This is a genomic window from Cognatiluteimonas telluris (genome assembly GCF_011320095.1).
Classification (GTDB): Bacteria; Pseudomonadota; Gammaproteobacteria; order Xanthomonadales; family Xanthomonadaceae; genus Cognatiluteimonas; species Cognatiluteimonas telluris.
Map to the genome: position 1 here is coordinate 14,009 of NZ_JAANOY010000013.1, position 23,229 is coordinate 37,237.

Annotated in this window: 18 protein-coding genes and 1 tRNA gene; 15 read left to right on the forward strand and 4 right to left on the reverse strand. The window is 68.2% G+C overall.

The annotated features are described in order from the left end of the window. Positions 1-9: 9 nt before the first annotated feature. The 9 genes from nuoN (at position 10) to pnp (ending at position 11,180) form a co-directional block, all read left to right on the forward strand. Positions 10-1,449 (forward strand): NADH-quinone oxidoreductase subunit NuoN, encoded by a 1,440-nt coding sequence (nuoN, locus tag G7B67_RS08235; protein WP_166210694.1) that lies wholly within the window; start codon positions 10-12, stop codon positions 1,447-1,449. 44 nt (positions 1,450-1,493) lie between these two features. After that, a tRNA-Met gene (locus tag G7B67_RS08240) sits at positions 1,494-1,570 on the forward strand. A gap of 203 nt (positions 1,571-1,773) precedes the next feature. After that, positions 1,774-2,388, forward strand: a complete 615-nt coding sequence (locus G7B67_RS08245) for a ribosome maturation factor RimP (protein ID WP_166210697.1) — start codon at positions 1,774-1,776, stop codon at positions 2,386-2,388. Between the two features lie 7 nt (positions 2,389-2,395). Next, positions 2,396-3,907, forward strand: a complete 1,512-nt coding sequence (gene nusA / locus G7B67_RS08250; protein WP_166210700.1) for a transcription termination factor NusA — start codon at positions 2,396-2,398, stop codon at positions 3,905-3,907. Between the two features lie 113 nt (positions 3,908-4,020). Then, complete coding sequence (gene infB / locus G7B67_RS08255; RefSeq protein ID WP_166210703.1) at positions 4,021-6,606, forward strand: translation initiation factor IF-2; 2,586 nt, start codon at positions 4,021-4,023, stop codon at positions 6,604-6,606. 12 nt (positions 6,607-6,618) lie between these two features. Continuing rightward, positions 6,619-6,999, forward strand: coding sequence for a 30S ribosome-binding factor RbfA (gene rbfA, locus G7B67_RS08260; protein ID WP_166210706.1), 381 nt, complete (start codon positions 6,619-6,621; stop codon positions 6,997-6,999). A 262-nt stretch (positions 7,000-7,261) separates the two neighbouring features. Continuing rightward, the gene (gene truB / locus G7B67_RS08265) at positions 7,262-8,242 is read left to right on the forward strand and encodes a tRNA pseudouridine(55) synthase TruB (protein ID WP_166210709.1); all 981 of its coding nucleotides are present in this window, start codon (positions 7,262-7,264) and stop codon (positions 8,240-8,242) included. A gap of 373 nt (positions 8,243-8,615) precedes the next feature. Beyond that, a complete protein-coding gene (rpsO, locus tag G7B67_RS08270; protein WP_166210712.1) occupies positions 8,616-8,876 on the forward strand; it encodes a 30S ribosomal protein S15 in 261 nt (86 codons plus the stop codon). Positions 8,877-9,071: 195 nt separating this feature from the next. Next, complete coding sequence (gene pnp, locus G7B67_RS08275) at positions 9,072-11,180, forward strand: polyribonucleotide nucleotidyltransferase (RefSeq protein ID WP_166210715.1); 2,109 nt, start codon at positions 9,072-9,074, stop codon at positions 11,178-11,180. Between the two features lie 148 nt (positions 11,181-11,328). Here the strand turns inward: pnp and G7B67_RS08280 are convergent, their stop codons facing one another. Beyond that, complete coding sequence (locus G7B67_RS08280; protein WP_166210718.1) at positions 11,329-12,117, reverse strand: PhzF family phenazine biosynthesis protein; 789 nt, start codon at positions 12,115-12,117, stop codon at positions 11,329-11,331. A 115-nt stretch (positions 12,118-12,232) separates the two neighbouring features. On the opposite strand from G7B67_RS08280, the gene G7B67_RS08285 reads away from it, so the two are divergent. The 5 genes from G7B67_RS08285 (at position 12,233) to G7B67_RS08305 (ending at position 17,423) form a co-directional block, all read left to right on the forward strand. Next, positions 12,233-12,982: a COG4280 domain-containing protein gene (locus G7B67_RS08285; RefSeq protein ID WP_207780892.1), complete on the forward strand. Its 750-nt coding sequence runs from the start codon at positions 12,233-12,235 to the stop codon at positions 12,980-12,982. After that, positions 12,979-13,188 carry a hypothetical protein gene (locus G7B67_RS08290; protein ID WP_166210724.1) on the forward strand — a complete coding sequence of 70 codons (210 nt, stop codon included), beginning with the start codon at positions 12,979-12,981 and terminating at the stop codon, positions 13,186-13,188. Before G7B67_RS08285 ends, G7B67_RS08290 begins: the two co-directional genes overlap by 4 nt. Before the next feature lie 264 nt (positions 13,189-13,452). Then, entirely contained in the window at positions 13,453-13,989 is a 537-nt protein-coding gene (locus G7B67_RS08295) for a hypothetical protein (protein WP_166210727.1), read from the forward strand. Between the two features lie 304 nt (positions 13,990-14,293). Continuing rightward, entirely contained in the window at positions 14,294-15,811 is a 1,518-nt protein-coding gene (locus G7B67_RS08300; RefSeq protein WP_166210730.1) for an ATPase domain-containing protein, read from the forward strand. Beyond that, entirely contained in the window at positions 15,801-17,423 is a 1,623-nt protein-coding gene (locus tag G7B67_RS08305) for an ATP-binding response regulator (protein ID WP_166210732.1), read from the forward strand. Before G7B67_RS08300 ends, G7B67_RS08305 begins: the two co-directional genes overlap by 11 nt. Here G7B67_RS08305 and pruA read toward each other — a convergent pair. The 3 genes from pruA to dinB all read right to left on the reverse strand — a co-directional run bounded on the left by pruA (position 17,402) and on the right by dinB (position 21,261). After that, entirely contained in the window at positions 17,402-19,030 is a 1,629-nt protein-coding gene (gene pruA / locus G7B67_RS08310) for an L-glutamate gamma-semialdehyde dehydrogenase (RefSeq protein WP_166210735.1), read from the reverse strand. The genes G7B67_RS08305 and pruA overlap by 22 nt on opposite strands. A 292-nt stretch (positions 19,031-19,322) precedes the next feature. Further along, entirely contained in the window at positions 19,323-19,895 is a 573-nt protein-coding gene (locus G7B67_RS08315; protein WP_166210737.1) for a YceI family protein, read from the reverse strand. 265 nt (positions 19,896-20,160) lie between these two features. Beyond that, positions 20,161-21,261 carry a DNA polymerase IV gene (gene dinB, locus G7B67_RS08320; protein WP_166210740.1) on the reverse strand — a complete coding sequence of 367 codons (1,101 nt, stop codon included), beginning with the start codon at positions 21,259-21,261 and terminating at the stop codon, positions 20,161-20,163. Positions 21,262-21,513: 252 nt separating this feature from the next. On the opposite strand from dinB, the gene G7B67_RS08325 reads away from it, so the two are divergent. Beyond that, a complete protein-coding gene (locus G7B67_RS08325; RefSeq protein WP_166210743.1) occupies positions 21,514-23,118 on the forward strand; it encodes an EAL domain-containing protein in 1,605 nt (534 codons plus the stop codon). Positions 23,119-23,229 lie beyond the last annotated feature (111 nt).

Sequence of the window (23,229 nt, forward strand, 5' to 3'; positions counted from 1 at the left end):
AGTCGCCGAATGACGACCATGCCCACCGCCGCCGACCTGCTGCCGCTGCTCCCCGAGCTGGTGCTGGTAGGGGGCGCGTTCGCGCTGCTGATGCTCGACCTGTTCCTGGGCGAATCGAAGCGGATCGTCACCCACCTGCTGGCGATCGGCCTGCTGCTGGCCGCCGCGTGGCTGGCGGCCGCAGGCGTCGGCGGTCATGGCACGGTGCTCAATGGCATGTTCGTGCGCGACCCCATGTCCGACGTGCTGAAGGCCGGCTCATGCCTGCTGACGGCGCTCGCACTGGTCTACGCCTGGCCGTTCCTGCGCCAGCGTGGCCTGTACCAGGGCGAAGTCGCGGTGCTGATGCTGTTCGCGGTCGCCGGGATGATGCTGCTGATTTCCGCCGGCAACCTGGTGATGGTCTACCTCGGCCTGGAGATGCTGGCGCTGTGCTCGTACGCGCTGGTGGCGATCGATCGCGACAGCCCGCTGGCTTCGGAAGCGGCAATCAAGTATTTCGTGCTCGGCTCGTTGTCGTCGGGCCTGCTGCTCTACGGCCTGTCGCTGCTGTATGGCGCGACCGGCACGCTGGACCTGGCGCTGCTGCGTGGCGCGATCGCCGCCTCGCCCGAGACCACGCTGCTGCTCACCGGCACCGTATTCGCCATCGCCGGCATCGCCTTCAAGTTCGGTGCCGCGCCGTTCCACATGTGGGTGCCCGACACCTACCAGGGCGCGCCGACGCCGATCACGCTGTTCATCGGTTCGGCGCCGGAACTGGCCTCGTTCGCACTCGCCTTCCGCCTGCTCGAAGGCGGCGTCGGTCCGCTCGACGACCGCTGGCGCCTGCTGATCGCCGGGCTCGCCGTCGCATCGCTGGTGGTCGGCAACCTGATCGCGCTGATGCAGACCAACCTCAAGCGCATGCTGGCCTACTCGGCGGTGTCGCACATCGGCTTCGTCTTCCTTGGTTTCGCCGGCGGCAACGCGGGCGGGTATGCCGCCGCGATGTTCTACGTGATCGTCTACGCGATCATGTCGGCGGCCGCGTTCGGCGCGATCATCGTGCTGTCCAACCAGGGCTTCGAAGCCGACGAGATCGACGACTTCAAGGGCCTGAACGCGCGCAGCCCGTGGCTGGCGGCGATGGTGCTGTGCGTGATGTTCTCGCTGGCCGGCATCCCGCCGTTCCTCGGCTTCTGGGCCAAGCTCGCAGTGCTTCGGGCGGCAATCGATGGCGGAATGCTGTGGCTGGCGATCGTCGGCATCGTGTGCGCCGTGATCGGCTGCTTCTACTACCTGCGCGTGGTCAAGGTGATGTACTTCGACGAGCCGGTCGGCGAACTGGTGCCGCGCAGGGACCGCCCGCTGCAGGTCGCCTTCGCCGCCAACGCGCTCGCGCTGCTGGTGCTGGGCCTGTTCTGGAACCCGCTGATGACCTGGTGCCAGCAGGCGTTCAGCGGTTGATGTTGCAATCCGATGCGCGGATCAGCATAATCCCGCTCCTCTGCTGCGGGGTGGAGCAGTCTGGCAGCTCGTCGGGCTCATAACCCGAAGGTCGCAGGTTCAAATCCTGCCCCCGCTACCAGCTCTCGCTGGCGAAAAAGGCTCCTCGGAGCCTTTTTCATTTTCAGGCGAAGGCTGGCCGCATCTGCGGCAGGGATCGGGCTTTCGCGGGAGGCGTTTCCGACGCCGTCCGCACCGAACTCCAGCGGTATCGGACAAGGGGCCCATCGGGCCCTTTGTCGTTTCCGGGCCACGCCACTACTGGAGATCGCAGGTTCCATCGACATGACCGACAAGGCCCAGGACATCGCCGCGCTGCTTTCGCCCACCGTGCAGTCGCTCGGGCTGGAGCTGCTGGGCGCGGAATACCTGCCGTCGCCCGGCGGCGCATTGCTGCGCCTGTACATCGACGTGCCCGAAGACGCCGCCGACGGGCGCATGGTGGGCATCGAGGATTGCGAAGCGGCCAGCCGCGAAGTCTCCGCGCAGCTGGATGTCGCCGATCCGATCAGCGGCCATTACACGCTCGAAGTCTCTTCGCCCGGCGTCGATCGGCTGCTGTTCACCGCCGCGCAGTTCGCGCGCTTCAGCGGCGAGACCGCCAAGGTGACGCTGAAGCTGCCGCAGGACGGACGCCGCCGGCTGCAGGGCGCGATCACCGCGGTCCAGGGCGACGCGATCACCTTCGACGTCGACGGCCAGCCGTTCGTGGCGTCGATCGACAACATCGAGAAGGCGCGGCTGGTGCCCGACTGGGCGGCACTGGGGCTCGCGCCCGCCATCGACAAATCCGGCCGCGACCTGCGCCCGGGCAAGGCAAAGAAGACCGGCCGCGAGAAGGCGGCCGGGACCAAGACACCAACCAAGAAGCCGGCGGCCAAGCCGTCCCGTGCGGAGTGATTGAAGAATGAGCAAGGAACTGTTGCTGGTGGTGGATGCGGTCGCCAATGAAAAGGGCGTGCCGGAATCCGTGATCCTGGAAGCGATCGAAGCCGCGCTCGCGTCGGCGGCGAAGAAGCGCTATCCCGAGCAGGACGTGCTCGTGCGCGTCGCGATCGATCCCAAGGACGGCACCTACGAAACCTTCCGCCGCTGGGAAGTCGTCGCCGACGACGTGGTGATGGAATCGCCGGACCGCCAGGTGCGGCTGATGGACGCGCTCGACGAGAGCGAAGGCGCCGAAGTCGGCGACTACATCGAAGAGCAGATCGAAAACCCGGACTTCGGCCGCATCGCCGCCCAGGCCGCCAAGCAGGTCATCGTGCAGCGCGTGCGCGAAGCCGAGCGCGCGCAGGTCGTCGACCAGTGGAAGGATCGCGTCGGCGAGCTCGTCACTGGCATCGTCAAGCGCGTGGAGCGCGGCAACATCTTCGTCGACCTCGGCGGCAATGCCGAGGCCTTCATCCCCAAGGACAAGGGCATTCCGCGCGACGTGCTGCGCGCCGGCGACCGCGTGCGCGGTTACCTGTTCGACGTGCGCACCGAGCCGCGCGGCCCGCAGCTGTTCATCAGCCGCGCCGCGCCGGAATTCATGATCGAGCTGTTCAAGCTCGAGGTGCCGGAAGTCGGCCAGGGCCTGGTCGAGATCAAGGCCTGCGCGCGCGATCCGGGCGACCGCGCCAAGATCGCCGTGCTGGCGTACGACAACCGCACCGATCCGATCGGCGCGTGCATCGGCATGCGCGGTTCGCGCGTGCAGGCGGTGTCGAACGAGCTCAACGGCGAGCGCGTGGACATCGTGCTGTGGTCGGACAACCCGGCGCAGTTCGTGATCAATGCGATGGCGCCGGCCGAGGTGCAGTCGATCATCGTCGACGAAGAGAAGCACTCGATGGACCTCGCCGTCGCCGAGGACAAGCTCGCCCAGGCGATCGGCCGCGGCGGCCAGAACGTGCGCCTGGCCAGTCGCATGACCGGCTGGCAGCTCAACGTGATGACCCAGGACCAGGTGTCCGCCAAGTCCGAGGCCGAGCAGGCCGCGGCCAAGGCGCTGTTCCAGGACAAGCTCGAGGTCGACGAGGAAATCGCCGGCATCCTGGTCGCCGAAGGCTTCAGCACCGTCGAGGAAATCGCCTACGTGCCGGTCGGCGAATTGCTGGCGGTGGAAGGCTTCGACGAGGACATCGTCGAGGAGCTGCGCGCCCGTGCCCGCGACGCGCTGCTCAACGATGCGCTCGCGGTGGAGGAGGAAGCCGACGAGCACCAGCCGGCCGAGGACCTGCTGGCGCTGGAAGGCATGGACGACGAGACCGCGTTCGCGCTCGCCGGCCATGGCGTACGCACGGCGGACGACCTGGGCGAGTTCGGCGCCGATGAGGTGGCCGAGTTCGGGATCGAAGGGCTGGACGAAACCCGTGCCGCGGCGCTGATCCTGGCGGCGCGTGCCGAGGAGATCGCCCGCCTGGAGCGGGAAGGCTGAGCCGTCGGGCCGGTCCGGCGGCACCGCCGGCAGGGTCCAAGCGCGTCGAGACTACAATGAACAGTTGATTTTTCGTGCGGGCCGAAGCCCGCGCCACAGGACACGAATTCCGCATGTCGCAACAGACCACGATCCGCAAGCTGGCCGAACTGGTGAACGCACCGGTCGAGAAACTCCTGGAGCAGCTGGCAGAAGCCGGCATGCGCTTCGAGGGTCCCGACCAGGTCGTCACCAGCACCGAGAAGATGAAGCTGCTCGGCTTCCTGCGTCGCACCCACGGCAAGGCCGACAAGCCTGTCGAGGATGCCGCGGCGCCCAAGAAGATCACGCTCAGCCGCAGCCGCAAGCAGGAACTGACCGTCGGCGGCGGCAAGAACCGCAGCACGGTCGACGTGGTGGTGCGCAAGAAGGTCACGCTGGTCAAGCCGACCGAAGTCGGCGGGGACCCGCAGACCGACGAGCACGCGGAGATCCTGCGCAAGCTGGAGGAATCCAAGCAGCGCAACCTGTCCGAGCAGCAGGCGCTGGCCGAGGCCGACAAGCGCCGCGCCGCGGAAGCCGCCGAGCGCGCGCGCCTGGAAGCCGAAGCCGCGGCCGCCAAGGCCCAGGCTGCGATCGCCGCTGCCGTTCCCGCCGAGGAAGAAGGCGCGCGCAAGACCGCGCACACCCACGGCCACGGCCATCCCAAGCCAGCGGCGCCCCGCGTCGACGACAAGGCCGGCCACAAGCACAAGCCCAATCGTGGTTCGCACGCGATGGTGGCGGGCGTCGAGGACGATGAAGGCGCCGCCGCGCGTTTCGCCGGCCAGCTGCACCTGAGTGCCTCCGAGCGCGCGCGCCGCACCACCAGCGTGCGTGGCAAGCCCAAGCCGCGCCGGCAGAACGAGCAGTCGCGCAGCGGCGGCGGCGTGCATGGCTTCTCGCGCCCGACCGCACCGATCGTGCGCGAAGTCGCCGTCGGCGATGCGATCACCGTTGCGGACCTGGCGCAGAAGCTCGCGCTCAAGGGCGGCGACGTGGTCAAGGCGCTGTTCAAGATGGGCGTCATGGCCACGATCACGCAGACGATCGACCACGACACCGCGGCGCTGGTCGTCGAGGAACTCGGCCACACGGTCGTCCACGCCGACGCCGACAACGTCGAGAACGCACTGCTCGCGCACGTCGAAGAGTCGCAGGGCGAGCGTGAGCCGCGCCCGCCGGTGGTCACGATCATGGGCCACGTCGACCACGGCAAGACCTCGCTGCTGGATTACATCCGCCGCACCAAGGTCGCCTCCGGCGAAGCCGGCGGCATCACCCAGCACATTGGCGCGTACCACGTCGAAACGCCCAAGGGCACGATCAGCTTCCTCGACACACCGGGCCATGCGGCGTTCTCGCAGATGCGTGCGCGCGGCGCCAAGCTCACCGACATCATCGTGCTGGTGGTCGCTGCCGACGACGGCGTGATGCCGCAGACGATCGAGGCGGTCAAGCATGCCAAGGCGGCCAACGTGCCGCTGATCGTGGCCATCAACAAGATCGACAAATCCGACGCCGATCCGCTGCGGGTCAAGAACGAACTGCTCGCCCAGGACGTGGTCGCCGAGGACTTCGGCGGCGACACCCAGATGGTCGAACTCTCGGCCAAGACCGGGCTGGGCGTGGACAACCTGCTCGACTCGATCTCGCTGCAGGCCGAAGTGCTCGAACTCCAGGCCACGCGCGAAGGCCGCGCGTCGGGTGTCGTCATCGAATCCTCGCTCGACAAGGGCCGCGGTCCGGTCGCGACGGTGCTGGTGCAGCAGGGCACGCTCGCCAAGGGCGATTACCTGGTCTGCGGCGTGCAGTACGGCCGCGTGCGTGCGTTGTTCGACGAAACCGGCAAGCAGGTCGCCGACGCCGGCCCGTCGATCCCGGTGCAGGTGCTCGGCCTGTCGGGCGTGCCGGACGCGGGCGACGATTTCGTCGTGGTCGCCGACGAGCGCCTGGCCAAGGACGTCGCCCAGCAGCGCGATGCCAAGCGTCGCGAGACGCGCCTGGTCGGCCAGGCGGGCAACCGCATGGAAGACATCATGGCGCAGATGGGCGCGGCCGAAACCCAGCTCAGCCTGCCGCTGATCGTCAAGGCCGACGTGCAGGGCTCGGTGCAGGCACTGCGCGAAGCGCTGGTGGGGCTGTCGAACGAGCAGATCCGCATCAACGTGATTGGTTCCGGCGTCGGCGGCATCACCGAGTCCGACGCCCAGCTGGCGGCGACCTCCAAGGCCACGATCATCGGCTTCAACGTCCGCGCCGACGCCTCGGCGCGCAAGGTGATCGAGAACAGCGGCGTGGACCTGCGCTACTTCTCGATCATCTACGACGTCATCGACCAGGTGAAGCAGGTCGCGTCCGGCATCCTGGGCGTCGAGATCCGCGAAGAGATCATCGGCACCGCGGAAGTGCGCGACGTGTTCCGTTCGTCGAAGTTCGGCGCCGTCGCCGGGTGCATGGTGGTCGAGGGCGTGGTCCGCCGGAACAAGCCGATCCGCGTGCTGCGCGACAACACCGTCATCTTCGAAGGCGAGCTCGAGTCGCTGCGCCGCTTCAAGGAGAACGTCGACGAAGTCCGCAACGGTAACGAGTGCGGCATCGGCGTCAAGGCGTACAACGACATCAAGCCGGGCGACCAGATCGAGTGCTTCGAGCGCATCGAAGTGCAGAGGACGCTGTAAGCGATCGCTGGCATGGCGCACAAATCCTTCCACCGCAGCGATCGCGTTTCCGCCCAGCTCCGCCGTGAACTGGGCACGCTCGTGCACGAAGCCGTGCGCAACCATGGCCTGCCGTCGGTGAGCGTGTCCGACGTCGAAGTCACCCGCGACATGGAACACGCCAAGATCTTCGTGACCGCGCTGCAGCCCGAGCGCGCGCCCGAGGCGATGAAGGCATTGAAGGCGCTGGCGCCGGAAATCCGCTACCAGCTGGCCCAGTCGGTGAAGATGCGGCACGTGCCGGAGCTGCACTTCCAGTACGACGCCTCCTACGACCGCGGCGAGCGCATCGACAACCTGTTGCGCGACCTGCCCGACACAGCCCCGGCGGACAGCGACGAAAAACCGGAATAGTCGCGCTCCCGCTCCCGCTTCCGCTCCTGTGGGAGCGGCTTCAGCCGCGAGCCCTTCGCCATACACTGCACGCGAAGCCCTGCGGTTCGGAATTGCATCACCTCATCAGCTAATATCCCCAACGGCTGTCGGCTGAAAAGCCGCTCCTGCGAAGGGCGACGGTTTGCGGCTCAAGCCGTTTTTGCGGACGGCCAGGCCTCGCGGCTGAAGCCGCTCCCACAAGCGCCCCACGTCCGGTGTGCGCTTGCCTACAATCCCCCCGATGACCTCCAAGCCGCGCACCGCCTTCCGCAAGCTGCACGGCATCCTGCTGCTCGACAAGCCGCAGGGGCTCAGCTCCAACCAGGCGCTGCAGCGGGTGCGGCACCTGTTCCGCGCCGAGAAGGCCGGGCATACCGGCAGCCTGGATCCGCTCGCCACCGGCCTGCTGCCGGTCTGCTTCGGCGAGGCGACCAAGATCGCCGGCGGCCTGCTCGGCGCGCGCAAGGCGTACGACACCGTCGCGCACCTGGGCGTGGTCACCGACACCGACGATGCCGAAGGCCGGCTGCTGCGCGAACGCCCGGTGCCGACGCTCACCATCGATCGCATCGACGCCGCACTGCGCGAACTCACCGGCCGCATCCAGCAGCGCCCGCCGATCTTCTCCGCGCTCAAGCGCGGCGGCGAGCCGATGTACGCCAAGGCGCGGCGCGGCGAAACCATCGAGATGGAAACGCGCGAAGTCGACGTGCATGCGTTCGAACTGCAATCGGCCGCCGACCTGCTCGACACCCCGGTCGAAGCTGGCGGCGCCTCGCTGCTGCGGCTGCATGTCGAATGCGGTTCAGGCACCTACGTGCGCAGCCTGGTGCGCGACCTCGGCGAACTGCTGGGCTGCGGCGCGCACGTCGCGCAGCTGCGGCGGCTGTGGGTCGATCCGTTCCGCGACCCGCGCATGTGGACGCTGGATGCGCTGCAGGCGCTGGCCGAGCGTGGCGAACGCAGCCTCGACGCCTGCCTGCTTCCGATCGAGGCCGGGATGAGCGCCTGGCCGGAGGTCCGGATCGACGATGCCCAGGCGCACCGGCTGGGGCAGGGGCAGTCGCTGGCGGGCGGCTTCGCACCTGCCGGCAGCGTGGCGATGTTCGATGCCGCAGGCCGCGCGCTGGGCCTGGGCGAGGTCGACGACGCGGGCCGCCTGCGCCCGCAGCGGCTGTTCGCCTGGGCCTGCGTCCAGCCGCAGCGTGAGACGGTGTCCTGATCTCCGGATGGCGCTGCGGCTGCTGTTGAGCCGGACAACGGTTTCAACGCATGCCTTGCCCGGCGGAGCGCCCGGGGAGGGAAGGGCCTGAGGTCGGGGCCAGCCCACGGAGCCACACTCCCGGCCCGTCCCGATGCGATTGGCGTTCGCACCGACTGGGTGGCACCCGCCAGACCCGTCCGAGTGCGTCGGCGCCTTGTCCGCAAAGGCCCCGCGAGCTACAATCCCGCGGCTGTTTCGCCCGCGCCGGTGGCGCGTCCGCAACAGCACATCCGCAACACCTCCGAGTTCCATCCGCACGCGGCGGGCCTGGCGGTGCATCGAGCAATCAAGCTCGACGTTCCTGCCGACCACGCATCACCAGAAGGTCACCATGTCCATCGACTCCAGCAAGGTCATCGAGGAAAACAAGCGCAGTGCCAACGACACCGGTTCGCCGGAAGTCCAGGTCGCCCTCCTGACCGCCCGCATCACCCAGCTCACCGAGCACTTCAAGACCCACAAGCAGGACCACCACAGCCGTCGCGGCCTGCTCATGATGGTCAACCGCCGCCGCAGCCTGCTCGACTATCTGCACCGCAAGGACGGCGAGCGCTACAAGGCCCTGATCCAGAAACTGGGCCTGCGTCGATAAGCAACGATTCCGACCGCGGCGCAGCGATGCGCCGCGGTCTTGTTTTTGGCGGACGCGACTGCCGCGCCATGCGGCCCGCCTGAACCTCCACGTCGCAAACGTCCACATCGCAGCAAGGCCGTCATCCACGACCGCCGCCCGTCCGGAGCAAGGGCTCCGCACGGTTCATCGATCAAGACATCAAGGAATTCCAACGTGGCAAAAATCACCAAGAGCTTCCAGTACGGCAACCACCAGGTCACGCTCGAGACCGGCGAGATCGCCCGCCAGGCCGGCGGCGCGGTCATGGTCTCGTGCGAGGGCACCGTACTGCTGGTTTCCGCGGTCGCGGCCAAGAGCGCGCGCGAAGGGCAGGATTTCTTCCCGCTCACCGTCGACTACCAGGAGAAGTTCTACGCCGGCGGCCGCATCCCGGGCGGCTTCTTCAAGCGCGAAGGCCGGCAGACCGAAAAGGAAACGCTGATTTCGCGCCTGATCGATCGCCCGATCCGCCCGCTGTTCCCCGAGGACTACAAGAACGAAGTCCAGATCATCGCCACCGTCATGTCGATGAACCCGGAGATCGACGGCGACGTGCTCGCGCTGATCGGCGCCTCCGCCGCGCTGTCGCTGGCCGGCACCCCGTTCCAGGGCCCGATCGCCGCCGCCAAGGTCGGCTACAAGGGCGGTCAGTACCTGCTCAACCCGACCGTCAGCGAGCTGAAGGATTCCGAGCTCGAGCTCGTCGTCGCCGGTACCGCCAACGCGGTGCTGATGGTCGAGTCCGAGGCGAAGGAACTGTCCGAAGACGTGATGCTCGGCGCCGTGATGTTCGGTCACCGCGAGATGCAGAAGGTCATCAACGCCATCAACGAGCTGACGGTGGAAGCCGGCACCAAGCCGTCGACCTGGCAGGCTCCGGCGAAGAACGACGCCATGATCGCCGCGCTGAAGGAAGCCGTCGGCAACAAGCTGGCCGAAGCCTTCCAGGTGCGCGACAAGCTGCAGCGCCGCGACGCGATCTCGGCCATCAAGAAGGACGTGATGCAGTCGCTCGCCGGCCGCGCCGAGGAAGCCGGCTGGAACGCGGGCGAGATGTCGAAGGAATTCGGCGAGCTCGAATACCAGACCATGCGTGGCTCGGTGCTCGACACCAAGGTCCGCATCGACGGCCGCCAGCTCGACACCGTGCGTCCGATCGCATCGCGCGTCGGCATCCTGCCGCGCGTGCATGGCTCGTCGCTGTTCACCCGTGGCGAGACCCAGGCGATCGTCGCAGTCACGCTCGGCACCGCGCGCGATGGCCAGATCATCGATGCCGTCGCCGGCGAGTACAAGGAACACTTCCTGTTCCATTACAACTTCCCGCCCTATTCGGTCGGCGAAGCCGGTCGCATGATGGGTCCCAAGCGCCGCGAGATCGGCCACGGCCGCCTCGCCAAGCGCGGCGTGCTGGCGGTGATGCCGACGATGGAGGCGTTCCCGTACACCATCCGCGTCGTGTCGGAAATCACCGAGTCGAACGGTTCGTCGTCGATGGCCTCGGTCTGCGGTTCGTCGCTGGCGCTGATGGATGCCGGCGTGCCGATCAAGGCGCCGGTCGCCGGCATCGCGATGGGCCTGGTGAAGGAAGGCGACAACTACGTCGTGCTGTCCGACATCCTCGGCGACGAGGACCACCTGGGCGACATGGACTTCAAGGTCGCCGGCACCAGCAACGGCATCTCCGCGCTGCAGATGGACATCAAGATCCAGGGCATCACCGAGGAGATCATGAAGACCGCGCTGGCGCAGGCCAAGCAGGGTCGACTGCACATCCTCGGTGAGATGGCGCACGCGCTGACCGCGCCACGCGCCGAGCTGTCGGACTTCGCGCCGCGCCTGATCACGATCAAGATCCACCCCGACAAGATCCGCGAAGTGATCGGCAAGGGCGGTTCGGTCATCCAGGCGATCACCAAGGAGACCGGCACCCAGATCGACATCCAGGACGACGGCACGATCACGATTGCCTCGGTGAATGCCGCCGCCGGCCAGGCTGCGAAGTCGCGCATCGAGCAGATCACGTCCGATGTCGAGCCCGGCCGCATCTACGAGGGCAAGGTCGCCAAGCTGATGGACTTCGGCGCGTTCGTGACCATCTCGCCCGGAAAGGACGGCCTCGTCCACGTGTCGCAGATCTCCAACGACCGCGTGGAGAAGGTCAGCGACGTGCTCAAGGAAGGCGACATCGTCAAGGTCAAGGTGCTGGAAGTCGACAAGCAGGGCCGCATCCGCCTGTCGATGAAGGCCGTCGAGGAAGGCGAGGGCGTGCCGGCGGCGTGAGCTCGGGCGCGATTGCTGGACTTTTTGAGAAAGCGGGCTTGGGGCCCGCTTTTTCTTTAGGTGATGGATTGCTTCGGCTGCGGGTGCAGCGTCAGTCGAGTCGATGGCGACGTCCGATCGCGCGCCGGCGGCGGCCCGGCGATTTCCATCACCCGATCTCCGCTTCCCCTTCCATGTAAAACACGCATCGCCCGTCCAGCAGCACGCGTGCGCCTTCCAGCCGGCAGCGCAGTTCGCCGCCACGGCGCGATGCCTGGTAAGCGCGGAATTCATTCCTGCCCAGCCGCTGCGACCAGAACGGCGCGAGCATGCAATGCGCGCCACCCGTCACCGGATCCTCGGCGATTCCCTTGGCGGGTGCGAAGTAGCGGCTGACGAAGTCGAATTCGCCGTCGCCGCGCGCGGTGACGATCAATCCGCTGCGGTCCAGCGCCGCCACGGCCGCCAGGTCCGGCACGAGTTCGCGTACCGTGCGTTCGCTGTCCAGTAACGCCATGTAATTGAACTCGTTGACCCGCAACGCGAGTGGCCTTACGCCCAATGCCTTCGCCACTGCCGGTGATACGGCAATGTCTTCGGAAGCCCGGGCCGGAAAATCCATCGCATACCCATCGCCGCGGCGTTCGACCGTCAACGGTCCGCTGGCCGAATGGAAGATCACGCGCTGGCGCCCCGGTTGCAAGCGTTCCATCACTACCGCCGCGCTGGCCAGCGTCGCGTGTCCGCATAGCGGCACTTCGATCCATGGCGTGAACCAGCGGATCCGGTAATCATCGCCATCGGCCACCAGGAACGCGGTTTCGGCCAGGTTGTTTTCCGCCGCGATTGCCTGCAGCAGCGCATCTTCCACGAACGCCGGCAGTGGCATCACTGCGGCAGGATTGCCGGTGAACCGGCGGCTGGCGAAAGCGTCGACCTGGTAAAGCGGGACACGCATGGACGGCTCCGTGGGCAGGTGAGCGGCGCGTCGACCGCGGCACGCGTATTGTCTGGAGCGCGGCGCGCAGCGTCCATCGCGCCGGTGACCGATGGCTGCCCGGGAGAAGTGCCCTTTGATCAATCATTGGATCCATGCCGGACCCGCATTCGTCGCCGCCTTCCTGGCGTCGCTGGTGGAATTCGTAGAGGCGTTGACAGTCGTCCTCGCCGTCGGCGTGGTCCGGGGCTGGCGCGATGCATTGGGCGGCGCGGCCGCGGCGACGCTGGTGCTGCTGGCGCTGGTCGGAATGCTCGGGACGCTGCTCACGCGTATTCCGCTGGCGTCGATCCAGCTGGTGGTGGGTGCGCTGCTGCTGCTGTTCGGCCTGCGCTGGCTGCGCAAGGCGATCCTGCGCGCGGCCGGCGTCATCGCGATGCACGACGAGGCGGCGATCTATGCGCGGCAGACGCAACTGCTGTCGACAGGAGCGGCGCGGCGCGCGGCGTGGGACAAGGTCGGTTTCGCGGCTGCGTTCAAGATCACGATGCTCGAAGGCATCGAAGTGGTGTTCACCGTCATCGCGATCGGCGCCGGCGCCGGCGGCAAGCTGCTGTGGTCGGCGAGCCTGGGCGCGTTGGCAGCCTTCATCGTCGTCCTCGCCCTGGGCGTGGTCGTGCACCGTCCGCTGGCACGGGTGCCGGAGAACACGCTGAAGTTCGCCGTCGGCGTGCTGCTGTCGGCCTTCGGCACGTTCTGGGTGGGCGAGGGCATCGGAATCGCCTGGCCGCTGCACGACTGGGCGGTGTTCGCCCTCGTCGTCGGCTACCTCGCCATCGCGCTGCTGCTCGCTCGCGCCTGCCGTGCACCGGGAGCCGCCGCATGAACTGGCTGCGCACGATGGCCGGCGAACTGGCCGCGCTGTTCGTCGACGACGGCAGTTTCGCCGTTGCGGTGCTCGCCTGGCTGGCGGTGTGCTGGCTGGCGCTTCCACGCCTGCCGTGGTCGCCCGGCGTGGAAGGCGCGCTGCTGTTCGTCGGACTCGCGCTGATCCTGGTCGAAAGCGTCTGGCGCCGCACGCGAAAGCGCTGATCCAGGCCTTGTGGCGGCAGTTCGGCAAGCACCAGGTCTCCGCGCACACCCCGGGTGCGGCCTGCGGCCTTACCCGGGCTACGGTTTCAACCGGATGCGTAGCCCGGATCAGCGAAGCGCACCCGGGGGCATGACAACGCACCCTGCGCGAACCCCCGGTGCGCCCTGCGGCCTTCCCGGGCCACGGATTCAGCCGGATGCGCAGGGCCCGGTTGGTAACGCAAACGATTATCATTCGATGTTTCCGCCCACCCGGATCCCGCCATGCCCCTGCGCGCCATCCTCATCGCTGCCGCCCTCCTGCTCGCCGCCTGCTCGCGCGCGCCCGATGCCGGCGTCGCCCAGCAGATCACCGAATTGCACGCGCAGGTCGATGCCCTGCAGAAGGCGCAGGCGCAGGCCGCCCAAATGCAGGCGCCCAAGGCCGAGCTCGGGCAGCAGATGCTCAACCTGCAGATCCGCCATGCGCGCCTGTGGGCCGCGGGCGAGAACCAGAACTGGCTGCTGGCGCAGTTCCAGCTGGCCGAGCTCAACGAAGCGCTCGACGACGTGGTCGCTGAAAACGGCGACGCCGCCGCGCTGCAACCGCAACGCCTGGCCGACGTGCTGCCAATGATGATGAAACCGGCGGTGTCCAGGCTGCGCGACGCCATCGACAACCACGACACGCAGGCGTTCGAATCTGCCTACGACGGCCTGTCGGCCGCGTGCTCGGGCTGCCACAGGATCGCCGACCATGGGTTCCTGGTGATCCAGCGGCCGAAGACCCCGGTGCTGGACAACCTCAAGGCCGTGCCCTGAGCTGATCCGCATGCGGTCGCTCGGTGCGCCGTCGCGCCGCGGACCCCGCGCATTCACGCATGTCCTGATCGTCGATCCGCGCGTGCAAGCGCGGGCTCGTCGTCCGCTGGCAGTGCCGCGCACGCTTGCGCGATGCGCTCCGCCCAAGGCAACTGCCGCGCACGCCGCGCGATCCTCCCCGGCAGAGCCGCATCGCGAGCGCGCAGTGGCGCCATCACTCGGCGTTGACACCGCAAAGTAAACTTTGCGTCGCCGCGAGCATCCCTCGATGGCTGGCCCGCCTTCGAAGTCCCAAGGGGACCCAATGGAAAAAGCCACTTTCGAACGCTCCCCGACGGGAGTGCCCGGCCTGGACGAAATCCTGCACGGTGGCCTGCTCGCCGGACGGTTGTATCTGCTGGACGGCAATCCCGGCGCGGGCAAGACCACGCTCGCCCTGCAGTACCTGCTCGAAGGCATCCGCCAAGGCGAGCGATGCCTGTACGTCACCCTGTCCGAAAGTCGCGACGAACTCATCGCCGGCGCCAGGTCGCACGGCTGGTCGCTGGACGGCATCGAGATCCTGGAGCTGGTCAGCGACGATCGTGACCTGATCGGGGACCAGGACGTCACCATGTACCACCCGGTCGAAGTCGAGCTGACCCAGACCACGCGCAAGGTGCTCGACGCGGTGGAGCGTTTCAGGCCCGCCCGGATGGTGTTCGACTCGTTGTCGGAACTGCGCCTGCTGGCCCAGACCTCGCTGCGCTACCGGCGACAGATCCTCGCGCTCAAGCAGTTCTTCATCGGCCGCAACTGCACCGTGCTGCTGCTGGACGACCGTACCGCGGAAGGCTCGGACCGGCAGCTGCAGAGCATTGCCCACGGCGTGATCTCGCTCGACCACCGGCCGCCCACCTACGGCAGCGCGCTGCGGCAGATGCACGTGGTCAAGTTCCGCGGCAGCGACTTCCGCAGTGGGTTTCACGACCTGTCGATCCGCCACGGCGGCCTTGAGATCTATCCGCGCCTGGCCGCCTCCGAGCACGGCTCCGCATTCGAGCGCGACATGGTCGCCAGCGGCGTCGCCGGGCTCGACGCATTGATGGGCGGCGGCATCGACCGCGGCACCGCGACGCTGATCGTCGGTCCGCCGGGCACCGGCAAGTCCACGGTCGCGCTCCAATACGCCGCCGCGGCAGCCGCGCAGGGCGACCATGCGGCGATCTTCGCGTTCGAGGAGACCAAGGCGATCCTCCTGGCCCGTGCCGCCGGACTCGGCATCCGGATCAGGGAAGGCAACGGCGAGGGAGAGGTCAGCGTGCGCCAGCTGGATCCAGCGCAGATCACTCCGGGCGAGTTCGCGCAGCTCGTTCGCCACGCGGTGGAGCGCGACGACGCGCGGATCGTCGTCATCGACAGCCTCAACGGCTATCTCAATGCGATGCCCGACGACAAGTCGTTGATGGTGCAGCTGCGCGAGTTGCTTTCCTACCTTAACAACCGTGGCGTGGCGACGTTCCTGGTCGCGGCGCAGAGCGGGCTGATGGGCCCCAACATGCGCTCGCCCGCGGACACCAGTTACCTCGCCGACGCGGTGGTGATGCTGCGGATGTTCGAACATTCCGGCCGGGTCAAGAAGGCGATCTCCACGCTCAAGAAGCGCAGCGGCGCGCACGAGGAATCGATCCGGCAGATCTGGTTCGACGCCGATGGCATCCACCTGAGCGAGCCGCTGGTGGCGCTGCGCGGCGTGCTGACCGGCGTGCCTTCCGACGAACACGCCCACGAAAGCCACGACCAACTCAACCAGCGATCGCACGCGCGGGTCGATGGCGCCTGACTCCAAACCCGAGCGCAACGTCCGCGTCCTGATCGCCGCGCCAACCCGGCGTGACGGAGAGGTCACCTGCGCGCTGCTCGACCAGGCGGGCGTGTACTGCGAGGCGTTCGACGGGCTCGAATCGCTGGCGGCGGAAATCCAGGAAGGCGTCGGCGCGCTGATGCTGACCGACGTCGCCCTTGCGGGGCCGGACATCGCCGGGGTGCTCGAGGTGCTGGCCGCGCAACCGTCGTGGTCGGATGTCCCGGTGATCCTGCTCACGCCCGATCGCCGGCATTCGCCCGTCGTCGAGCGCGTGTTGTCGGTGCTGACCAACGTGACCGTGCTCGACCGCCCGGTGTCGGCGCGCTCGATGGTGAGCGCGGTGCTCGCCGCCCTGCGCGCGCGGCGGCGGCAGTACCAGTTGCGCGACCAGATGATGGAGTTGCGCCACGTCGAGCGCGCCCTGCGCGACGCCGACCGCCGCAAGGACGAATTCCTCGCCACCCTCGCCCACGAACTGCGCAACCCCCTGGCGCCGATCCGCACCGGCCTGAGCGTGCAGTCGATGCTGCCCGCCGACAGCCCGGAATCCGCGCGCGTGCGCGAAATGATGCAGCGCCAGTTGCGGCTGCTGGTCAAGCTGATCGACGACCTGCTCGACGTTTCCCGCATCGCCACCGGCAAGGTCGTGCTGCAGCGCGAGCGCGTCGACATGCGCGCGATCATCGAGTCGGCGATCGAAGGCAGCCAGCCGGCGATCACTGCCGGCAGCCACACCCTGCAGCTGTCGCTGCCCGACACGCAGGTCTGCGTGATGGGCGACCCGCTGCGCCTGGCGCAGGTGATCAGCAACCTGATCAACAACGCCGCCAAGTACACCCCCAGCGGCGGCTGCATCGCGGTCTCGCTGGCCGAGGAGGCGGGCGAGGCGGTCGTGCGCGTCAGCGACGACGGCGTCGGCATCCCGCCGGAGATGCTCGAGCACGTGTTCGACATGTTCACCCAGGTCGACCGCACCCTGGAGCGGGCGCAGGGCGGCCTGGGCATCGGGCTGTCGCTGGTGCGACGGCTGATGGACCTGCACGGCGGCAGCGTCAGCGCGTGCAGTGCCGGCAGCGACCAGGGCAGCACCTTCACCCTGCGGCTGCCCGCAGTCGACAAAGCTGCCGTCGCGACCCCGATGCGGCACGCGAGCGCGCATGAGGGGTCGCGCGACGTCCGGGTGCTCGTGGTGGACGACAACGTCGATGCCGCCGACTCGCTGGCGATCATGCTGCGCCTGGACGGCTACGAGGCCCGGGTCGAGTACAGCGGCGAGGACGCGTTGCGCACGGCCGAGGATTTCGACCCGGACGTCGTCGTCTGCGACATCGGCCTGCCGCTCATGGACGGCCACGAGATTGCCAAGCGGCTGCGCGCCGATCCGCGCCGCGCCAGCACCGTGCTGGTCGCGGTCACCGGCTGGGGCAGCGAAGAAGACAAGCAGCGCACCCAGCGTGCCGGCTTCGATTTCCACCTGGTCAAGCCGGTCGGGCTGGACTCGGTGCAGGAAATCCTGGGCCGGCTCGCCGCCGGCCGCGCGGCGACTAGCGGGCGAGGGCAGCGGCCTCAGGACTCCATGTACGGATAGCGGTAGTCGCGCGCAGGCACGAAGGTCTCCTTGATGCTGCGCGGGCTGATCCAGCGGATCAGGTTGAGGATCGATCCGGCCTTGTCGTTGGTGCCGGATGCGCGCGCACCACCGAACGGCTGCTGCCCCACGACGGCGCCGGTCGGCTTGTCGTTGATGTAGAAGTTGCCGGCCGCATTGCGCAGGCGTTCCATCGCCTGCTCGATCGCGTAGCGGTCCTGCGCGAAGACCGCGCCGGTCAGCGCATAGGGACTGGTGCAGTCGACCAGGTCCAGCGTCTGGACCCACTCCGACTCGTCATAGACGTGCACCGTCAGCACCGGTCCGAACAGCTCGTCGCACAGCGTGCGGTAATTGGGGTCCCTGGTGACGATGATCGTCGGGCGCACGAACCAGCCTTCGCTGTCGTCGTACTCGCCACCCACCAGGATCTCGGCGGTGCCGGATGCCTTCGCCTCGTCGATCGCCGCCTTCTGGGTGCGGAAGCTTGCGCCGTCGATCACCGCGCCGACGAAGTTGGAGAAGTCGGCGACGTCGCCCATCTTCATCCCGCCGACCAGCGCGGCGAGCTCGTCCTTGATCTTCGGCCACAGGTTCGACGGGACGTAGACGCGGCTGGCGGCCGAGCACTTCTGCCCCTGGTATTCGAAAGCGCCGCGCACGATCGCCGTGGTCAATGCGACCGGATCCGCACTCGGATGGGCGACGATGAAGTCCTTGCCGCCGGTTTCACCGACCAGGCGCGGATAGCTGACGTACTTGTCGATGTTGTCGCCGACCGTGCGCCACATCTGGTGGAAGACCTTGGTCGAGCCGGTGAAATGGATTCCGGCCAGGTGCCTGCTGGCGAGCACCGGATCGCCGACGTCGCCGCCGCTGCCGCTGACCAGGTTGATCACGCCATCGGGCAGGCCCGCCTCGCGGAACAGCTGCATCAGGAAGTGCGCGCTGTACACCGCCGTGCTCGCCGGCTTCCACACCACCGTGTTGCCACACAGCGCCGGCGCCGTCGGCAGGTTGCCGGCGATGGAGGTGAAGTTGAACGGCGACACCGCGAACACGAAGCCTTCCAGCGGCCGGTGCTCGAGCCGGTTCCACATCCCGGGCGAGCTTTGCGGCTGCTCGCGCAGCAGCTGCTCGTAGAAGGCGACGTTGAAGCGGAAGAAGTCGATCAGTTCGCACGCGCTGTCGATCTCGGCCTGGTGCGCGGTCTTGCTCTGGCCCAGCATGGTCGCCGCGTTGAGCACGTCGCGGTACGGCCCGGCCAGCAGGTCGGCCGCCTTCAGGAAGACCGAAGCGCGCGCCTCCCACGGCAGCGCCGCCCATCCCTTCTGCGCGCGCAGCGCGGCGTCGATCGCCGACTGCACTTCCGCCGCGCCGCCCTGGTGGAATTCGCCCAGCACGTGCGCATGCCGGTGCGGCATCACCGCGCGCCCGGTCTTCCCCGTGCGCACGTCCTTGCCGTCGATGACCAGCGGCATCTCGGTCTGGGTCGCCGACAGTTCCGCCAGCTTCGACGCCAGGCTCGCCCGTTCAGGCGACCCGGGCGCGTAGGACTTGACCGGCTCGTTGACCGGCGTCGGAACTCTGGAAATGGCGAGGGACATGGCGGGCTCCGGCAGTGCGAAACCGCCATTGTAATCGGGCGCCACAGGCCCTTCCGCTTCTCGGGAGCGGTTCGATCCTCACTGCCGTCGTAGGAGCGGCTTCAGCCGCGAGCTCTTCCCATCCGTTTCCGCAACGTTCCAAAGAGTACGCGGCTGAAGCCGCTGCTACCGGGGGGCAGCGACGGGCGCGGACGTCGCAGCGTGCGTGGCTACCGGCGCTGGCGCACGCCAGCAGCAGGCCGCCGGGCGACCACGCCGCCGTCGTCGCAGTCGCACGTCGCTGCCGCGCACCTCAGGCGTCCTTCAACGCCTCCACCTGGATCCGCAGCGCGACATCCATGCTGAATCCGTAATCCTTGCCGGCGCTCAATCCGAACTCACTGCGGTCGAAGTTGCCGGTCGCATCGGCGCCGCACAGTTCCCGCTTGAAGATGGGGTGCGGGATGCACTTGAAGTGGTCGATATGCAGCGTCAGCGGACGGCTGACCCCGTTGAGCGTCAGCGTGCCGACCACCCGCGTCGGCGCGCCATTGGCGAAGCCGTCGAGCGTGCCGGCATAGGTCGCGGTCGGATGCTGGGCGACATCGAAGAACTTGCCGGATTTCGCCCAGTCGTTCAGCGTCGGCAATCCGAAATCGATGCTCGACAGGTCCACGACCACGTCGACCTTGCCGGTACCGGCTTCCCGATCCAGCGTGATGCCGCCGCTGCTCTTGTCGAGCTTGCCGCGCCAGATCGAAATGCCCATGTGGTCGGCCTCGAAGCTCGGGTAGGTGTGGGCCGGATCGATCGTGTAATGCGCATCCGCGGCGACGGCGGCGGGTGCGAGCAGGGACAGCAGCAAGGTCGGAAGCAGGACGTTCATGGGGTCTCCGGTCAAGGCGCTGAAGGCCGAGGAATCGCGAGTCTCGCGTCGCCCACCGAAAACGACAACCCCGCCTCAACGCTCACCTTTTCCGTTTCGCGTGCCTTCTCCCTCCGGGTAAGGTGCCGTCGGCTGTTCCGAGAGAAGGTGCCGCCGGCTGTCCCCTTCTCCCTCCGGGAGAAGGTGCCCGAAGGGCGGATGAGGGTGCGCCGCACTTCGATCCCCAAACGGCGAGGCGGCGAAATCCAGCCGACCCGATGCCCACCTAGCGGGACCCGTCTTCCCCAAACAACTCCGCCTGGGGATCGAACGCATGCGGATCGATGAACCCTCCCAACCCCACGCCCACCAAGCGATATCGCGTCCGCGACGGCAGCCCGACGCGCTCGCGCAGGCCGCAAGCAATCGACACGAATGCCTCCAGCGAGCCCGGGCGCTCCGCCGGCGTCAGGCTCCGCGTCAGGATCTGGAAGTCGCTCGTCTTCAGCTTCAGCACCACCGTCCGCGCCAGGCGCCCCGGCGTCTCCACCTGCTCGCGCTGGTACGACGCCCAGGCCTTCTCCGCCAGCCGCTCGATGTGCGGTGCCAGCTCATCCAGCAGCAGGTCGCTGGCGAAGGTGTCCTCGGCGGAGATCTGCAGCGTCGGCCGCTCCGACACCACCGGCCGCTCGTCGATCCCGAACGCCAACTCGTGCAGCCGCCGCCCCCAACGGCCGAAGCGCGCTTCCAGCTGCTCCACCGGCAGCACCCGCAGGTCGCCCACGGAGCCGATCCCCAGGCCCGCGAGCTTGCCTTCCATCACCCGGCCCACGCCGGGCAGCCGCCCGACCGCCAGCGGCGCCAGGAAGTCCTCCACCTGCTGCGGCCGCACCACGAACAGCCCATCGGGCTTGCGGAAATCCGATGCGATCTTGGCGATGAACTTGTTCGGCGCCACCCCCGCCGACGCGGTCAGCTGCGTCTCCTCGCGGATCGCCGCACGGATCGCCTGCGCGGTCGCCGTCGCCGAGGGCAGGGCGGTCGCATGGGTGACGTCGAGGTAGGCCTCGTCCAGCGACAAGGGCTCGATCAGGTCCGTATGTCGCGCGAAGATCGCCCGCACCTGGCGCGACACCGCCTTGTAGCGGACGAAATCCGGCGGTACGAAGACCGCCTGCGGACACAGGCGCTCGGCCCGCACCGCCGGCATCGCCGAGCGCACCCCGAACACCCGCGCCTCGTACGACGCCGCGCAGACGACGGAGCGATTCCCGCGCCACGCCACAACCACCGGCCGCCCACGCAAGGACGCATCGTCGCGCTGCTCCACCGACGCATAGAAGGCGTCCATGTCGACGTGGATGATCTTGCGGGACGGCGCGCTCACCCCGCCATTCTAGGAGCGGCCCCGGGGCCGGCCCGGCCTTGCCTGCCGGGGATGGCTCCCGCCTTTCCGGTGCCGGCGCGGGTGCCGCCCAGCACGGCAGGTGCCGTTACCCCAGGGGCCGACCGCCTGGCCGGAACGGCCCGGTCCCGCCGTTGCCCCCGTCCACACATCTGCACCCCGGTTCGTGATAAGTCTGCCGCGCGCCAGGCCGGCGGGTGCCCCATCCCACCTCTCAGTGGATCGCGAATGCGAATGGATGCTCCACGCCGCCATTACCTGATGCCGCTGGTGCTGCTGCTCGGCGCCGTGGCGACGCTGCTGCCGATCGCCGCCTCGGTACTCCTCGCCCGGCAGCAGGCGCGCGCCCAGCAGGAGCAGCGGGCATTGTTCTACGCCCGCGACGTCATGCGTCGCAGCGAGGACACCTTGCGCCAGATCGGCGATGCGTTCACCTTGCTCGCCGCCACGCCCGACCTGCCGCCGTGCAGCCTGCTGCGGCGCCAGGTGATGCAGCGCATCGACGCCCAGTCCAGTTACATCCAGTTCGTCGGCCGGCTCCAGGGCGGCCGCATCGTGTGTGCGTCCTACGGCCAGTTCGAAGTGCCGCTCGACGTCGGCAAGCCCGACCTCGTCACCGCCAATGGATACCGCGTCTGGCCCGAGCTGCGTTTCCGGTTTGCCCCCGACAAGGCGTTCATCGGCGTCGGCAACGACAGGTTCATCGCGGTGATCCACAAGTCGCTGCCGGTGGATACCACCGTGGCCGAGCGCGGCGTCTCGCTGGCGATCATCAGCCTGGCCGGCCAACGCACGCTGGCCACCCGCGGCCGCTTCCTGCCGGCGTGGATGCCTGGAGTCGACGACCTTGCGCCCGGCCACCAGTCCACGCGGCCGATCGGCCGCAACATCGTGTCCCAGGTGCGCTCGCAGGACGCCGATCTGCTCGCTGTCGTCGCCATGAACGAGGACGATTACGGACGCGAGCTGGCGCAGTTCGCCAGGATCCTCGTGCCCATCGGCGTGTTCACCGGACTGCTGCTCGCCTACGCGGTCAGGCGCGTGGCGAAGGTGCAGATGTCGCTGCCGGCAGTGATCCGCTCAGGCCTGCGCAATCGCGAATTCTTCGTCGAATTCCAACCGGTGGTGCGGCTGGAGGACGAGGCCTGGGTCGGGGCGGAAGCGCTCATCCGCTGGAAGCGGCCGGGCGGCAATCTCATCCGCCCGGACCTCTTCATCCCCGCCGCGGAAGAGACCGGACTGATCCATGCGATCACCCTCGACATGCTGCGGCTGGTCGCGCCCACGCTGACCGCGCTGGCGGCGCGCGACGACGACGCCTTCCTCTCGATCAACCTGTCGCGGCAGGACTTGCGCGAGCCGGGCCTGGAGGCGCTGCTCCACGACCTGGTCGCCCGCACCGGCATCCGCCCCGCGCAGCTGCACCTGGAAATCACCGAGCGCGGGTTGTCCGACACCGTCCACGTGCGCAGCCTGATCGATCGCCTGCGCGCCACCGGTCTGTGCGTCGCGGTCGACGACTTCGGGACCGGCTATTCCAGCCTGGCCGAGCTGGTGCAGTTCAACCTGGACGTCATCAAGATCGACAAGGCCTTTGTCGACACCATCGACGGCACCACCGTCACCAGCCAGGTCGCGGCCCATATCGTCGAGATGGCGCATGCCCTGTCGCTGGGCATGATCGCCGAAGGCATCGAGCGCCGATCCCAGGTGGAGATCCTGCGCCGCTGGCGCGTGCCGTTCGGACAGGGTTACCTGTTTGCCCGCGCCATGGGCAGCCAGGCGTTCCTGGAGGGCCTCGCCCGGCAGGATCGCGCTGCCGGTGGTCGGCCCGGCTAGGGGCATCCACAGGCGCGCACGATCGTCATCGCAGCCGGGCGCTGCGCACCCGACGAGCGCGGTTGCCGAAGCACTGACGGTAACGATGCACCCGCGCGCGCCCTCCACCTC